The 15,733-nt window shown below is 65.9% G+C and carries 13 protein-coding genes; 7 read left to right on the top strand and 6 right to left on the bottom strand.

The window, feature by feature from the left end:
* Window positions 1-66 precede the first annotated feature (66 nt).
* The gene (locus ACZ50Z_RS15350) at window positions 67-1,143 is read right to left on the bottom strand and encodes an NAD(P)H-dependent amine dehydrogenase family protein (protein WP_464484317.1); all 1,077 of its coding nucleotides are present in this window, start codon (window positions 1,141-1,143) and stop codon (window positions 67-69) included.
* 24 nt (window positions 1,144-1,167) lie between these two features.
* Window positions 1,168-1,959 carry an SDR family oxidoreductase gene (locus tag ACZ50Z_RS15345; RefSeq protein ID WP_014381870.1) on the bottom strand — a complete coding sequence of 264 codons (792 nt, stop codon included), beginning with the start codon at window positions 1,957-1,959 and terminating at the stop codon, window positions 1,168-1,170.
* A 202-nt stretch (window positions 1,960-2,161) separates the two neighbouring features.
* Between ACZ50Z_RS15345 and pstS (ACZ50Z_RS15340) the strand changes: the two genes are divergently transcribed.
* The 4 genes from pstS (ACZ50Z_RS15340) to pstA all read left to right on the top strand — a co-directional run bounded on the left by pstS (ACZ50Z_RS15340) (window position 2,162) and on the right by pstA (window position 6,692).
* Window positions 2,162-3,268, top strand: a complete 1,107-nt coding sequence (gene pstS / locus ACZ50Z_RS15340) for a phosphate ABC transporter substrate-binding protein PstS (RefSeq protein WP_464484316.1) — start codon at window positions 2,162-2,164, stop codon at window positions 3,266-3,268.
* A gap of 251 nt (window positions 3,269-3,519) precedes the next feature.
* Window positions 3,520-4,632 carry a phosphate ABC transporter substrate-binding protein PstS gene (gene pstS, locus ACZ50Z_RS15335; RefSeq protein ID WP_464484315.1) on the top strand — a complete coding sequence of 371 codons (1,113 nt, stop codon included), beginning with the start codon at window positions 3,520-3,522 and terminating at the stop codon, window positions 4,630-4,632.
* Window positions 4,633-4,701: 69 nt separating this feature from the next.
* Window positions 4,702-5,637, top strand: a complete 936-nt coding sequence (pstC, locus tag ACZ50Z_RS15330; protein WP_464486257.1) for a phosphate ABC transporter permease subunit PstC — start codon at window positions 4,702-4,704, stop codon at window positions 5,635-5,637.
* 152 nt (window positions 5,638-5,789) lie between these two features.
* A complete protein-coding gene (gene pstA / locus ACZ50Z_RS15325; protein WP_464484314.1) occupies window positions 5,790-6,692 on the top strand; it encodes a phosphate ABC transporter permease PstA in 903 nt (300 codons plus the stop codon).
* 10 nt (window positions 6,693-6,702) lie between these two features.
* On the opposite strand, the gene ku is transcribed toward pstA, so the two are convergent.
* Both ku and ACZ50Z_RS15315 read right to left on the bottom strand, forming a co-directional pair.
* On the bottom strand, window positions 6,703-7,632 hold the full coding sequence (gene ku, locus ACZ50Z_RS15320; RefSeq protein ID WP_464484313.1) for a non-homologous end joining protein Ku: 930 nt from the start codon (window positions 7,630-7,632) through the stop codon (window positions 6,703-6,705).
* A gap of 78 nt (window positions 7,633-7,710) precedes the next feature.
* Window positions 7,711-8,634 carry a carbohydrate kinase family protein gene (locus tag ACZ50Z_RS15315; protein ID WP_464484312.1) on the bottom strand — a complete coding sequence of 308 codons (924 nt, stop codon included), beginning with the start codon at window positions 8,632-8,634 and terminating at the stop codon, window positions 7,711-7,713.
* 11 nt (window positions 8,635-8,645) lie between these two features.
* Here ACZ50Z_RS15315 and ACZ50Z_RS15310 point away from each other — a divergent pair, with 11 nt between their 5' ends.
* Together ACZ50Z_RS15310 and ACZ50Z_RS15305 are read left to right on the top strand one after the other, a co-directional pair.
* The gene (locus tag ACZ50Z_RS15310; protein ID WP_464484311.1) at window positions 8,646-10,913 is read left to right on the top strand and encodes an ATP-dependent DNA ligase; all 2,268 of its coding nucleotides are present in this window, start codon (window positions 8,646-8,648) and stop codon (window positions 10,911-10,913) included.
* Window positions 10,910-12,853, top strand: coding sequence for a fumarylacetoacetate hydrolase family protein (locus tag ACZ50Z_RS15305; protein ID WP_464484310.1), 1,944 nt, complete (start codon window positions 10,910-10,912; stop codon window positions 12,851-12,853). The genes ACZ50Z_RS15310 and ACZ50Z_RS15305 overlap by 4 nt, the downstream gene beginning before the upstream one ends.
* A gap of 75 nt (window positions 12,854-12,928) precedes the next feature.
* On the opposite strand, the gene ACZ50Z_RS15300 is transcribed toward ACZ50Z_RS15305, so the two are convergent.
* Window positions 12,929-13,846: an SAM-dependent methyltransferase gene (locus ACZ50Z_RS15300; RefSeq protein ID WP_464484309.1), complete on the bottom strand. Its 918-nt coding sequence runs from the start codon at window positions 13,844-13,846 to the stop codon at window positions 12,929-12,931.
* A gap of 62 nt (window positions 13,847-13,908) precedes the next feature.
* Here ACZ50Z_RS15300 and ACZ50Z_RS15295 point away from each other — a divergent pair, with 62 nt between their 5' ends.
* A complete protein-coding gene (locus ACZ50Z_RS15295; protein ID WP_464484308.1) occupies window positions 13,909-14,715 on the top strand; it encodes an enoyl-CoA hydratase/isomerase family protein in 807 nt (268 codons plus the stop codon).
* Window positions 14,716-14,789: 74 nt separating this feature from the next.
* Here ACZ50Z_RS15295 and ACZ50Z_RS15290 read toward each other — a convergent pair whose 3' ends face one another.
* Window positions 14,790-15,656: an LLM class flavin-dependent oxidoreductase gene (locus ACZ50Z_RS15290; RefSeq protein ID WP_163706098.1), complete on the bottom strand. Its 867-nt coding sequence runs from the start codon at window positions 15,654-15,656 to the stop codon at window positions 14,790-14,792.
* Window positions 15,657-15,733 lie beyond the last annotated feature (77 nt).

Below are 15,733 nucleotides of genomic sequence, written 5' to 3'. Positions count from 1 at the left end.
AGAAAGTGAGGTTAGTCGAACATCCTGGCGGGCCGCTGCGCGGCCGCGGCGTTTCCTGCCCGGGGCTCAGTCCGGGAGGTAGAGCCCCTTGCCGGTGACCAGCGGCAAGTCGAGCGTCGTGACGATTCCCGGGTCGGCGGCGACCACGGCGGGGATCGCGTTGACGACCCGCATCGCGGTGGCCACCAATCCGGCGTGGTTGTGATCGCCCTTGCGGCTGCTCAGGCAGATGTCCATGGCGTAGGACGGTTCGCCGGTGACCTCGATGCGGTAGGAGCCGCCCTCCTGTGCGGGCTGCGGCCACTCCGGGCACAGGTCCTCGCGCAGACGGGTGACGTGTTCGAGGACGACGGCGGGCTTGCCGTCGACCATGCCGAACACCTCGAAGCGCAGCGCGGCCGCGGTGCCCTTGGCGATATGACCCGAGGCGATGTCGAAGTCCTCCGGAGCCGGCACCCGAACGTGAGACTGGGTGACCTCGTCGAGCGAAATGCCAAGGCCTGCGGCCATTTGCCGGATCACCGAGCCCCACGCCAGGCTGAGAACACCGGGCTGCAGCAGCATCGGAATGTCGTCGAGCGGCTTGCCGAATCCCATGACGTCGAACATGACCGCCGCGCTGTCATAGGTGGCGTAATCGACGATCTCCATGCACCGGATCTGCTGGATGCTCTGGCAGGTGCCGGCCAACGCCAACGGCAGCAGGTCGTTGGCGAAGCCCGGGTCGATGCCGTTGACGTACAGGCTCGAATTGCCTTCGCGCGCCGCATCTTCCAGCGGTTTGATCAGCTCCTCGGGGATCACCTGCCACGGGTACTGCAAGAAGACCGGGCCGCTGCCGACGATGTTGATCCCGGCGGCCAATACGCGCCGGTAATCCTCGAGCGCCTCGGGCAACCGGTTGTCGGCCAGCGCGTTGTACACGGCGCATTGCGGTCCGGTGGCGAGCACGGCGTCCAGGTCGGTGCTGGCCAGCACACCCGTCGCCTCTGCGAGGCCGGCGAGCTCGGCCGCATCCTTACCGGCCTTGGCGTCCGAGGACACCCAGACACCTTTCAGGTCGAACTCCGGATTGGTGATGAGCGCCCGCAGCGCGTGGATACCGACGTTGCCGGTGCCCAGTTGGACGACGGGGATGGGCATGAGGTGCTCCTTAGCGGTCGGGGGTCACAGGTCCGGGACGGGGATGTCCAGATTCGGGAAGGTGAGGCCGCCGTCGACCTCAAGGGTCTTGCCAGTCAGAAAGTTGCCGGCGGGGGACGCCAAATAGACTGCGGCAGCAGCAATGTCGACCGGATCGCCGAGGCGGCGCATCGGGGTCGCCTTCTCCATCGGAGACCGCAGCTCGTCGTTGGAGGCGACCACGTCCAGCGCGGAGGTGAGGATCGATCCCGGCGCGATCGCGTTGACCCGAATCCGTGGGCACAGGTCCAGGGCGGTCAGCCGGGTGTAGTGGGACAGCGCGGCCTTGGCGGTGCCGTAGGCGGCGAAGCCGCGTCCGGCCAGCCGACCCATGGTCGAGGTGATGTTGATGATGCTCCCGCCGCCGGAATGCTCGAGCATCAGAGGCACCGCCGCCAGCGTGAGCGCGTGGGCGGTGCCGACGTTGAAGGTGAAGGCGTCTTTGAGATCCTTCGTCGAGGTCGTCAGCAACGTGTTGGGCATGGTTCCCCCGACGTTGTTCACGACGATGTCTAGTTTCCCGAACGCCTCGACGGCCTGACCGGCCAGCTCGGCCGTGGACTCCGGATGCGCCAGGTCGGCGGCCACCACGTGGGCACGGCGCCCCGCGGCGCGGACCTGCTCGGCGACGGCCTCTAGTTGGGATTCGGTTCGCGAGGCGATGAGAACATCCGCGCCTGCCTCGGCGAACGCCAGCGCGATGGCCGCCCCGAGACCTCGGCCTGCACCGGTGATGACGGCGACTTTGTCGTCGAGACGGAACCTGTCAAGGATCATGGCGGCCTCTCTTCTTTTCGGTGTCAGCCGACACGGTAGCAAGCCGCGCCGTCTCCGATCGAAGATTTCTAGAACAAGTTCTACTTTTTCATCCGCGTCAGTGCCCTCCGCGCGCGCAGCCAGACCATTTGCCCGTCGTTCATTTTGGTTTGGTTAGCTCAGCGACGCCGATCATTTTTGGTCCTTATCGTGAGGAAGAGACTTGGGACGCAACCGATTTGGCGCTGTGTTGGGCGTCGTAACCGCTGCTGGACTGGCGTTGTCGGGATGTGGAATGCACGACAGCAGGGCCTGGGGAAGCGGGGCAGGCTCGTCGGGCACGGTCCATTGCGGCGGCAAGGCGACGCTGAGGGCGGCAGGCTCGACGGCCCAGGCGAACGCGATGACCCGGTTCGCCGGCGCGTTCGAGCGCGCCTGCCCCGGGCAGACACTGGATTACACACCCAACGGCTCCGGCGCGGGAATCGGCCAATTCACCGGAAATCAAATCGATTTCGCGGGCTCGGATTCGGCGTTGACCCCGATCGAATACTTCGCGGCGCGGACCCGATGCGGTGCGCCGGCGTGGAATCTGCCCGTGGTCTTCGGGCCCATCGCCATCACCTACAACGTCAAGGGAGTCAGCTCGCTGATCCTCGACGGCCCCACCACCGCCAAAATCTTCAAGGGCGTTATCACCGCCTGGAACGATCCGGCGATCCGGGCGCTGAACCCGGGCACCGCGCTGCCTGCCGAGCACATTCGTGTCGTGTTCCGCAGCGACCTGTCCGGCACCACCGACAATTTCCAGAAATACCTGGACTCCGCGTCAGACGGTGTCTGGGACAAGGGCATCGGGAAGGCGTTTCACGGTGGGGTCGGGGAGGGCGCCGACGGCAACGGGGGCACGTCGGCGGCCGTCAAAGCGACCGACGGGTCGATCACCTACAACGAATGGTCGTTTGGTCTGGCCCAGAAGCTGACCATGGCCAGAATCGTCACCTCGGCCGGGCCCGAGGCGGTGGGCATCAGTGCCGGCTCGGTCGGGAGAACGATTTCCGGTGCCACCCTCACCGGCCAGGGCAATGACTTGGTGGTGGACACCTTCTCGTTTTACAAGCCGACCCGGCCCGGCTCCTACCCGATCGTGTTGGCGACCTACGAGATCGTGTGTTCGAAATATCCCGACCCGCAGGTCGGCGCCGCGGTGAAGGCGTTTCTCCAAAGCACCATCGGCGCCGGCCAGACCGGCTTGGCGGACAACGGGTACATCCCCGTGCCGGAGTCCTTCAAGTCGCGGCTGTCGGATTCGATCAACGCGATCGCGTGATGTGAGCAATCGGTGAGCGGGTTCCCCGTGCGCCGCGCACCCTTTGCTGTCGGGCACCGGCCAGGCGACGTCACGTGGAGGTAGGGCCGAGGTCGCCACTCGGCGTCGGCGCGTTCAGCGGCGATCGCCGAAGAGTTTGCTCAACGTTCAATTGTTACTGTTACGTTCGTGGCTGCGAGACGGGCTGGTCGACGCGCTTTGGCAAACTGACCGGCGGCGATCATGTTTCATCCCGACCGTAAGGAAGCGAATTGAAACTCAACCGATTTGGCGCCGTGCTGAGTGTCTTGAGCGTCGGTGCGCTGGCGCTGTCGGGGTGCGGAAGCGACAACAACGGCACGGGCGCCAGCGGGCCCATCGGATCGTCGTCGGGCAAGGTGAGTTGCGGCGGGAAGAAGGCCCTCAAGGCCAGCGGGTCGACCGCCCAGGCCAACGCGATGACCCGCTTTATCAACGCGTTCGAACAGGCCTGCCCCGGACAGACGCTGAACTACACCGCCAACGGATCGGGTGCGGGAATCAGCGAATTCACCGGAAACCAAACCGATTTCGGTGGCTCTGACTCGCCGCTGGCGGCCAACGAATACGCTGCCGCGCAGCAGCGGTGCGGTTCGCCGGCCTGGAACCTGCCGGTCGTTTTCGGTCCGATCGCCATCACCTACAACGTGACGGGCCTGGATTCGCTGACCCTCGACGGCCCCACGGCCGCCAAAATTTTCAACGGCACGATCACGACGTGGAATGACCCCGCGCTCCAGACGCTCAACCCCGGTGCCACGTTGCCCGCCGTGCCGATTCACGTCGTGTTCCGCAACGACGAATCCGGTACCACCGACAATTTCCAGAAATACCTCGACGCCGCCGCCGACGGGGCCTGGGGCAAAGGCGCCGGAAAGACCTTTAAAGGCGGCGTCGGCGAAGGAGCCAAGGGCAACGACGGTACCTCGGCGGCGATCAAGGCCACCGAGGGATCGATCACCTACAACGAATGGTCGTTTGCTGAGGCGCAGAAACTGAACATGGCCAAGATCGTCACCTCGGCCGGCCCGGACGCCGTGTCGATCAGCGCCGAATCGGTCGGCAAGACAATTGCTGGAGCCAAGATCTCCGGCCAGGGTAGCGACCTGGTGCTCGACACGCTGTCGTTCTACAAGCCCAAGCAGCCCGGCTCCTACCCGATCGTGCTGGCGACCTACGAGGTCGTGTGCTCGAAGTACCCCGACTCGGGCGTCGGTGCCGCGGTGAAGGGATTCCTGCAAAGCACCATCGGCGCCGGGCAGAACGGCCTGGCCGACAACGGCTACATCCCGATTCCCGACGCGTTCAAGGCGAGACTGTCTGATTCCATCAACGCCATCACATAGCCTGAGGTGGTCGTGACACGAGGAACAGCAACCAGCCCGTCGACCGCGGAAGAGCCGGCACCAACGGCGCTGAATGCACGCGTGGCGCGGCGGGGCGATCGGCTGTTCAAGCTAGCAGCCGCCACCGCGGGCTCGACGATCGTGGTCGCTATCGCGTTGATCGCGGTGTTCCTGCTGCTGCGTGCCGTCCCGTCGTTGCGCGTCAACCACGCAAACTTCTTCACCAGCGCCGAGTTCAGCACCAGCAATCCCCACAACCTGGCTTTCGGTATCCGGGACCTGCTCATGGTCACGGTGCTCAGCTCGCTCACCGCGCTGGTGCTTTCCGTTCCCATCGCGGTCGGTATCGCCGTGTTCCTCACCCAGTACGCGCCGAAGCGGCTCGCGCGCCCATTCGGAGCGGTGGTGGACCTGCTGGCCGCGGTGCCGTCGATCATCTTCGGGCTGTGGGGGATCTTCATCCTCGCTCCCCGCATCGAGCCGGTGGCGGCGTTTCTCAATCGGCACCTGGGCTGGTTTTTCCTGTTCAAACAGGGCAACGTCTCGCTTGCCGGCGGCGGCACCATCTTCACCGCCGGCGTCGTGCTCTCGGTGATGATCCTGCCGATCGTCACCTCGGTCTCACGCGAGGTCTTTCGGCAGACCCCCCACATCCAGATGGAGGCGGCGCAGGCGTTGGGCGCCACCAAGTGGGAAGTGGTGCGGATGACCGTGCTGCCGTTCGGCCGCAGCGGCGTCATCGCCGCCTCGATGCTGGGGCTGGGCCGCGCGCTGGGCGAGACCGTGGCGGTGCTGATCATCTTGCGTTCGGCCGCCCGCCCTGGGAACTGGTCGCTGTTCGACGGCGGCTACACGTTTGCCTCCAAGATCGCGTCGGCGGCCGCGGAGTTCAGCGCACCGTTGCCCACCGGCGCCTACATCTCGGCGGGATTCGCCCTGTTCGTCCTGACGTTCATCGTCAACGCGCTCGCCCGTGCGATCGCCGGCGGCAAGGTCAACGGATGACGCGCGCCGTGACGATGCAGAGCGAAGCGATGAGGAGGAGCGGCGCTCGTGACGGTTGCCGTGACGATGCAGAGCGAAGCGATGAGGAGGAGCGGCGCTCGTGACGGTTGCCGTGACGATGCAGAGCGAAGCGATGAGGAGGAGCGGCGCTCGTGACGGTTGACGCACTCGACCGGCCGGTCAAGGCCGAGGTGTTCCGGCCACTCAGCGTCCGGCGGCGGATCACCAACAACGCCGCGACGATCTTCTTCCTTGCCTCGTTTCTCATCGCGCTGGTGCCGCTGTTCTGGGTGTTGTCGGTCGTGGTCGAACGGGGCTGGTACGCCGTGACGCGGTCGGGATGGTGGACGCACTCGCTGCACGGCGTGCTGCCCGAACAGTTCCTCGGCGGCGTCTACCACGCGCTGTACGGGACGCTGGCGCAGGCCGCGGTGGCCGCCGTCATTGCCGTGCCGCTGGGACTGATGACCGCGGTCTTCCTGGTCGAATACGGTTCCGGCCGTCTGGTGCGGCTGACCACGTTCATGGTCGACGTGCTGGCCGGGGTCCCCTCGATCGTCGCGGCGCTGTTCATCTTCAGCCTCTGGATCGCCACGCTGGGCTTCCAGCAGAGCTCGTTCGCGGTGTCGCTCGCCTTGGTGTTGCTGATGCTGCCGGTGGTGGTGCGCTCCGCCGAAGAAATGCTGCGGTTGGTGCCTGACGACCTGCGCGAGGCCAGCTACGCGTTGGGTGTGCCGAAATGGAAGACCATCGTGCGGATCGTCTTTCCGATCGCGATGCCCGGGATCGTCTCCGGCATCTTGTTGTCCATCGCGCGGGTGATCGGCGAAACCGCGCCGGTGCTGGTGCTGGTCGGCTACAGCCGGTCGATCAACTTCGACATCCTCCACGGCAACATGGCCTCGCTGCCGCTGCTGATCTACACCGAACTCACCAACCCCGAACACGCCGGTTTCCTACGGATCTGGGGTGCGGCACTGACGCTGATCATCATCGTCGCCGTCATCAACATCGTCGCCGCGGCCACCCGCTTCCTGGCGACCCGCAATCGCTGACCGAGGCGCGTCAGGACTTCGACGCCGCTTTCTTGGCCGGAGCCTTCTTGGCAGCCGTCTTTTTTGCGGGCGCCTTCTTGGCTGCGGTCTTTTTCGCCGGTGCCCTTTTCGCGGCGGTCTTTTTCGCGGGCGCCTTGCCGTCACCGTCATCCGAGCGCGCCTTCACGCTGGCCTCCAGCTTGGCGAGCAGATCGGAGACGTCTTCGGTCTCGTCCAGCTCCTTGGGCTGCTCTTCGGTGGTAAACGCCTCTCCGCCTTCGAGTTTGGCTTGGACGAGCTCGTGTAGCTGTTCCTGATAATCGTCGTGGTAGCGGTCGGGGTTGAACTCTTCGGCCATCGAGTCCACGACCTGCCCGGCCATTTTGAGTTCGGCGGGCTTGACTTCGACCTTCTTGTCGAGGATCGGAAAGTCCGGGTCACGAATCTCGTCGGGCCACAACAACGTGTGAATGACCATCACGTCACGCTTGCCGAAGTCCTTGACCCGCAACGCCGCCAGCCGCGTCTTGTTGCGCAGCGTGAAATGCACGATCGCCATCCGATCCGTCTCGGCCAGCGTCTTGGCCAGCAGCACATAGGATTTCGACGACTTGGAGTCGGGCTCAAGGAAGTAGCTGCGGTCGAAGAGCATCGGGTCCACGTCGCTGGCCGGCACGAACTCCAGCACTTCGATCTCGCGGCTGCGTTCTTCGGGCAGGGTGGCGATGTCGTCGTCGGTGATGATGACCATTTGACCGTCGTCGGATTCGTAGGCCCGTGCGATGTCACGGTATTCGACCACTTCCCCGTCCACCTCGCACACGCGCTGGTATCGGATGCGGCCGTTGTCCTTGGCGTGCACCTGGTGGAACTTGATGTCGTGGTCCTGGGTGGCGCTGTACACCTTGACCGGGACGTTCACCAGACCGAACGCGATGGAACCCTTCCAGATGGAGCGCATGTAAGTCAGTATGCCCATACTGTTCGCTGCCTAACAGCACCCGCGCCGTCGCGCCGCTGCTCAGGAGCCCGCCGGATATCAGGGAGGTTGGTTTGCCTGGGCCCGAAGCGCCGCGCGATCGGGGAGATCGGCACCGGCCCGCGAAACGGTCAGTGCCGACACCGTGCCGGCGGCCTCGAGCGCCGACGTGAGCGCGTCGAGCTTGACGCTGCGCAGGGCGGCCCGCCGGTCGGCGCCCAGCAAACCCCGTTCCCACAGCGCGTCCAGCAAGCCGACCATGAAGGCGTCGCCGGCACCAACGGTGTCGATCACCCGGACCGGCCTGGCCTCCACCCGGACGTCCCCGGCTGCGCAGTACGCCGCTGCACCGCGGTTTCCTAGGGTCAGGACGACGATCGCGGGCCCCGACGCCAGCCAGCCTCGGGCGATGCGTCGGGGCTCGTGGTCGGGGTCGATCCAGTTCAAGTCCTCGTCACTGACCTTGACGACGTCGCTGCGCTCGACCAGATGCGCGATACGGGCCCGTGCCGCGTCACGGTCGGCGATCAGCGACGGTCGCACGTTGGGATCGAAGCTGACGGTGGCCGAGACGCGATAAGCATCGAGCAGCGCGGCGACCGCCAGGCACCCCGGTTCGCGCACGGCGGCGATCGACCCGGTGTGCACCACCAGCGGCGGCGCGACCTCGGGCGTACCGGAAAGGCGCCACTGCAGATCGAACGTGTAACTGGCCGAGCCGTCGTCGCCGATCGTCGCGACCGCGGTCGGCGTACTTCCGGCCGACACACTTCCCGGAACGAGTTGCACGCCAGAGGATTTCACGTACTCGGCGATGCGCTTGCCTGCTTTGTCATCGGCGATATGGGTCAAGAAATTGACTTCCCTACCCAACCGGGCCAGCCCCACCGCGACGTTGAGCGGACTGCCGCCGACATGCTCGACGGTGCCGTGTTGTTCGACCCTGTCGATCAGCGCTTCACCAATCACCAGCGCACCGCCCATAGACTCACACTATGAGTTCGACGGCGGGGCCGCGGGTCAAGCTGACCAACGCCGAAAAGGTGCTGTACCCCGCCACCGGAACCACCAAGAGCGACATCTTCGACTACTACACGCGTATCGCCGAGGTGATGATCCCGCACATCGCCGGGCGCCCGGCCACGCGCAAACGCTGGCCGAACGGCGTCGAACAGGAATCGTTCTTCGAGAAGCAGCTGGCCTCGTCGGCGCCCGACTGGTTGCCCCGCGCCAGCGTGACCCACCGATCCGGAACGACGACCTATCCGATCATCGACGACCCCACCGCGCTGGCCTGGATCGCCCAGCAAGCGGCGCTGGAAGTCCACGTGCCGCAGTGGCGGTTCGTCGCCGAGTGGACCCGCCGCGGGGCCGAAGAACTCAAGCCCGGTCCGGCGACCCGACTGGTGTTCGACCTCGATCCCGGCGAACGCGTGACGATGGCCCAGATGGCCGAGGTGGCGCGCGCCGTCCGCGACCTGATCGCCGGGATCGGACTGGCCACCTTCCCGCTCACCAGTGGCAGCAAGGGCCTGCACCTGTACGCGCCCCTCGACGAGCCCGTAAGCAGCAAGGGCGCCACGGTGTTGGCCAAACGCGTTGCGCAACAGCTGGAAAAGACGATGCCCAAGCTGGTCACGTCGACCATGACCAAGAGCCTGCGGGCGGGAAAGATCTTTCTGGACTGGAGCCAGAACAACGGCTCCAAGACGACCATCGCGCCGTATTCGCTGCGCGGACGCGAACATCCCACCGTCGCGGCGCCGCGCACCTGGGACGAACTCGACGACCCGTCGCTGCGCCAGCTGCGGTACGACGAAGTGCTGGCCCGCGTCGCGCGCGACGGCGATCTGCTTGCGGAGTTGGACGAGGACGCGCCGGTTCCGGATCGGCTGTCCAAGTACCGCAGCATGCGTGATGCGTCGAAAACCCCCGAGCCGGTACCGGCCGCGAGACCCGCTGTGGGCCAGGGAAACACCTTCGTCATCCAGGAACACCATGCCCGACGGCTGCACTACGACTTCCGGCTGGAGCGCGACGGCGTGCTGGTGTCCTGGGCGGTGCCCAAGAACCTGCCCGAGACCACTTCGGTGAACCACCTGGCGGTGCACACCGAGGACCATCCGCTGGAATACGGCGGATTCGAAGGCGTCATCCCCAAAGGCGAATACGGTGCGGGCAAGGTGATCATCTGGGACTGCGGAACCTACGACGCCGAGAAATTCCTCGATGACGAGGTCATCGTCAACCTGCACGGCAGCAAGATCTCCGGGCGATACGCGCTGATTCAAACCAATGGCGACCAGTGGCTGGCGCACCGGATGAAGGACCAGAAGGTCTTCGAGTTCGACACGATCGCGCCGATGCTCGCCACGCACGGTTCGGTGACGTCCCTGAAGGCGAGCCAGTGGGCGTTCGAAGGCAAATGGGACGGTTATCGGCTGCTGATCGAGGCCGACCACGGATCGTTGCGGATACGGTCCCGACGCGGCCGCGAAGTCACCCAGGAATACCGCGAACTGCGATGGCTGGCAGATGAATTCGTCGAGCACCACGTGGTGCTCGACGGCGAGGCCGTCGTGCTGGACTCCTCCGGCGTGCCCAACTTCCACGAGATGCAAAACCGCGGCCGGGGCTCGCGGGTCGAATTCTGGGCGTTTGACCTGCTCTACCTCGACGGCCGTTCGCTGCTGCGGGCCCGCTACCGGGATCGGCGAAAGCTGCTGGAAATGCTGGCCGCCGGTAGCCGCCTCATCGTCCCCGACCCACTGCCCGGAGACGGCAAAGAGGCACTGGCGCACTCCGGAGAACGTGGCTGGGAGGGGGTGATCGCCAAGAAGCGCGACTCCACCTATCAGCCGGGCCGCCGCTCATCGTCCTGGATCAAGGACAAGCATTGGAACACCCAGGAAGTCGTCATCGGCGGCTGGAAGGCCGGTGAGGGCGGACGCAGCAGCGGCATCGGCTCGCTGCTGATGGGTATCCCAGGCGCGGACGGCCTGCATTTCGCCGGCCGTGTCGGCACCGGGTTCACCGAACGCGACCTGGCCAACTTGAAGAAAACGCTGGCGCCCCTGCACACCGACGAATCCCCCTTCGACCCACCGCTTCCCAAGAGCGAGACCAGGGGCGTGACGTTCGTCGAGCCGGTACTGGTGGGGGAGGTGCGCTACAGCGAGTGGACCCCGGATGACCGGTTACGCCAATCGAGTTGGCGCGGGTTGCGGCCCGACAAGGAGGCAAGCGAGGTGGTACGCGAGTGAAATGGGTTACCTATCAAGACGCTTCAGGAGGTGAACGCGTCGGCGTTCTCTCGGGTGACACGATCTATGCGATGCCGCCGGACGTGACGCTCCTCGACCTCGTCGCCCGTGGTCCCGAGGCATTGCGGCAGGCGGGTGACGATGTGCAGCGTTCTCCCGCGGCGGTCGTCGCGCTCGCAGAGGCGCGATTGCTGGCCCCGATCCCACGTCCGCCGTCCATCCGGGACTCCCTGTGCTTCCTCGACCACATGCGCAATTGCCAGGCCGCGCTGGGCGCCGGCCGGACGCTCGGCGATTCCTGGTACCGCATACCCGCGTTTTACTTCGCCTGCCCGGCAACCATTTTGGGTCCGTACGACGACGCCCCGACGGCGCCCGGAAGCGCCTGGCAGGACTTCGAATTGGAGATCGCCGCGGTGATCGGGGCCGGCGGAAAAGATCTCACGGTCGAAGAGGCAGAACAGGCGATCATCGGGTACACCATCTTCAACGACTGGTCCGCGCGTGATCTGCAGCAGATGGAGAGTCAACTGGGGATCGGGCAAGGCAAGGGCAAAGACAGCGGGGTCACGCTGGGCCCCTACCTGGTGACCCCCGACGAGCTCGAACCGTATCGCCGGGACGGCAAGCTGGACCTGCGGGTCACCGCGCTGGTCAACGACGTCGTCATCGGGTCCGGATCGACCGCCCAGATGGACTGGACCTTCGGCGAAGTCATCTCCTATGCCTCGCGCGGCGTCACCCTCGCCCCCGGCGACGTGATCGGCTCCGGGACCGTGCCGACCTGCACGCTGGTTGAGCACCTCAATCCCGCAGCCCTGGAATCGTTTCCGGGTTGGCTGCACGACGGCGACGTCGTCACGCTCCAGGTCCAAGGGTTGGGCGAGACGCGGCAAACCGTGCGCGCGAGCGCGGCGCCGCACCCGTTGGCCGCGCGCCCGAATCCGGACGCCACGCCGGCCCCGCTGCGGATCAATCGGGCCCGCGCCCGAGTGCCCTACACCCGTGGGCTGCACGAGGTCGGCGATCGGGTGTGGGCCTGGACCCTGCCTGACGGTGGCTATGGGTGGAGCAACGCCGGACTGGTTACCGGTGACGGCGCCTCCCTGCTGGTGGACACCTTGTTCGACCTGGCATTGACCCGCGAAATGCTCACCGCGATGCAGCCGTTCACCGCGTCGGCGCCGATCACCGACGCCGTGATCACGCACTCCAACGGGGACCACACGCACGGTAACCAACTGCTCGATGCCTCGGTGCGGATCATCGCCGCGCGTGGCACCGCCGAGGAGATCGAACACGGGATGGCCCCGGAGATGCTCGCCATGGCGCAGACGGCCAACCTCGGGCCGGTCGCAACGCCCTACACGCGAGAACGCTTCGGACATTTCGACTTCAGCAACATCACGTTACGCAATGCCGACCAGACGTTCGAGCGCAACCTCGCCGTCGAGGTGGGTGGGCGGCGCATCGATGTGCTGAACCTGGGGCCCGCGCACACCGCCGCCGACTCGGTGGTGCATGTGCCGGATGCGGGTGTGTTGTTCGGAGGCGACCTGCTGTTCATCGGCTGCACACCCATCGTGTGGGCCGGTCCCATCGCCAACTGGGTCGCGGCCTGCGACGCGATGATCGCGCTGGACGCGCCGACAGTGGTACCGGGCCACGGGCCCGTCACCGATCCAGATGGGATCCGTTCGGTGCGTGGCTATCTCGTTCATGTCGCTGAGCAGGCCGAGGCGGCCTACCGCCAGGGCCTGTCATGGGCCGAGGCCGCCGACACCATCGACCTCGGCGAGTACGCCTCCTGGCTGGACGCCGAGCGCGTCGTCGTCAACGTCTATCAGCGCTACCGCGAACTCGACCCACAGACACCGCAATTGGAGGTCATGGCCCTGCTCGTGATGCAGGCCGAATGGCTGGCCAAACGGGCTGTGTGACGCTTCTTGTGGCCTCGAGAATGTAACTGCCAACGCATTTCTCGAGAAGAGGCGTCGGCAGTTACACTCTCGCGGTCAGGTTCGCACCGCCCGGACGAAGCTGATAGTGGCGGCGGGCGCCTGGTGCTCGGCTTCCCCCAATTCGGCCAGACCCGCGGCCGAAAACAGGTCGGCGAGCCGGGATTCGGCGGTCTCCCATCCGTTGTCGCGCAAATGCGCGGCGATGTCGGTGTGCTCCCCGGGATAGGTCAGCGCGGTGATGTCCAGGTCGAGTCCCTGGCGCCGCCACCCCTCGGCCATGAGCCGCGATTTCTCCAGCGCCTCCGGCGACGTCCCGGCGACGGCCCCGAAATCGGCGGCGAACCGGCTGCCCTCGGCGGACAGCGGAATGATGGCATCCAGCAGCTTCACCTCGGCGTCGGGCGGCAGGAATCCGATCAGCACCCCCTCGGCCAGCCACGCCGTCGGCTTGTTCGGGTCAAACCCCGACTCCTGCAGGGCCGCCGGCCAATCCTCGCGCAGATCGATACCCACGGTGCGCAGTTCGGCGGTCGGGGCCGCGCCGATCTCGGCCAGCACCGCGGTCTTGAACGCGATCACCTCCGGCTGATCGATCTCGTACACCGTCGTCCCGGCGGGCCACGGCAGCCGACAGGCGCGGGAATCCAGCCCGGACGCCACGATCACGACCTGGCGCAGCCCGGCCTGTCCGGCCCCGGCGAAATAGTCGTCGAAAAACAGCGCCCGTGCGGCGAAAGTGTCGACGAACCGCGAAAACCCGACGCCCTCTTCGATGTCGGAGGAATCGAGCTCGCCGGATGCCAACTTGGTGAACAGATCCAGGCCGGCGGCGCGCACCAGCGGCTCGGCGAATTCATCGGTGATGACCGGTTGTGGACGTCGTGTGGCGGCCGCCCGGGCGGCGGCCACCATGGTGGCGGTGGCGCCCACGCTGTTGGCCAGGTCCCACGTGTCCCCTTCGGTTCGTGCCATGGCTGCTCCTTCGATGTGTGGCCCAACCACGGTATGCCCGATCGGTCGCCTACGGTCTCGGTATGCCATCAGTGAAACTGGAAACCCTCGAGGACAACATCGCCTGCATCACGCTGAACCGGCCCGAGCGCCTCAACGCGATCGACGGGTCGTTGATCGACGGCGTCGATGAGGCCTTGGACGCGCTCAGCACAGGCGAGTTCAGGGTGGCGATCCTGACCGGCGCCGGCCGGGGATTTTGCGCCGGCGCGGATTTGAGCGGCACCGGGCAGCCCTGGACCCAGAACAAGCCGACCACCCCGGCGTTCAAGGTCACCTACGACGCCCAGGTTCGGCTGGCCAACCTCTACACCCGGATCTACGAGCTGGACATCCCGGTGATCGCCGCGGTCAACGGTGTGGCCGTCGGGGGCGGCCTGGCATTCACGTTGGTCAGCGATATCCGCGTCGCCTCGGATCAGGCGCGGTTCGGCTCGGTGTTCATCAAGGCCGGCTTCTCGTCGATGGACATGGGCACCAGTTACCTGCTGCCGAAGATCGTCGGGGCCGGGGTGGCCCGCGAACTCATGCTCACCGGGCGCATCATCGACGCGGCCGAGGCCTACCGCATCAAGCTGGTGCATGAGGTCGTCGCTCCCGACGACCTGATGCCCGCGGCGCTGCGGCTGGCCCGCTCGATCGCCGAGAACAACGCTTATGGCGTGTGGCAGACCAAGATTGGGCTCAACGCGGCGCTCGACGCGCCGAGCCTGCGCCATGCCATCGAGATCGAGAACCGCACCCAGATCCTCAGCGGCTTCACCAACAACCCGGTCGAGGCCGCCAAAGCGCACATGGAGAAGCGCGCGCCGCGGTGGGACCCGCTGTGACGAGGGTGGCGACCGCGGCTAGCTCGATGGCGGCGGCCCGCTGCGCCCGGCTTTCGCCGCGCTTGCCACCGCCGCTAAAGCTTCGCGATCACGTTCTCGGCGAACATCTCCAGGTTGCGGATCTTGCTCTCCAGCGGCTCGGTGTCTTTGCCCTTGATGTAGGGGATGCGGAAGCCGACGATGACGTCGGTGACGCCCTTGTCCTCGAGCCGCTTGATACCGTCGGCGGTGTACGCGTCGACCGAGATGACGTGGATCTCGAAAGGCCCGGTCTTGCCGGCTTCTTCGCGGAACCGCTTGAGCTTGGCGAGCAGGTGGTCGAGTTCCTCGGGGTCGCCGCCGCCGTGCATCCAGCCGTCCAACCGGGCCGCGCGCCGCAGCGCCGCGTCGGCGTGACCGCCGATCAGGATCGGGACGGGTTTGGTGGGAGCCGGGGTCATCTTGGTCTTGGGGATGTCGTAGAACTCACCGTGGAATTCGAAGTAGTCACCGGACGTGAGGCCCTGGATGATTTCGATGCATTCGTCCATCCGCTTGCCGCGCTTGGCGAAGGGGACGCCCAGCAATTCGTAGTCCTCGGGCCACGGGCTGGTGCCGACGCCGAAACCCACACGGTTGTCGGTCATCGCGGCCAGTGATCCAATTTGCTTGGCCACCAACGCCGGTGGCCGGATGGGCAGCTTGAGGACGAAGAAGTTGAACCGCAGCTTCGAGGTGACCGCACCCAATGCCGATGTCAGCACAAAGGTTTCGATGAACTCCTTGCCGTCCAGGAACTCGCGGTTGCCGTCCGGTGTGTAGGGGTACTTCGAGTCGGATTCGAAGGGGTAGGCGATGCTGTCGGCGATCGTCATGGCGTCGTAGCCGGCTGCCTCGGCCGCCTTGGCCAGCGGGACGTAGAACCGAAAGTCAGTCATCGCCTCTGCGTAGGTAAACCGCACGTCATCTGCCTTCCTGAAGGGGTCGTCCCACGACATTAGAACGTGTTCTAGTTTCAGCACAACCGGCAGATGGGTGT

The sequence above is a fragment of the Mycobacterium sp. NTMscope_MAC_269 genome, from assembly GCF_976985695.1.
Note: the sequence above shows the minus strand (reverse complement) of the source record. Positions and strands in the feature narration are given on the sequence as shown.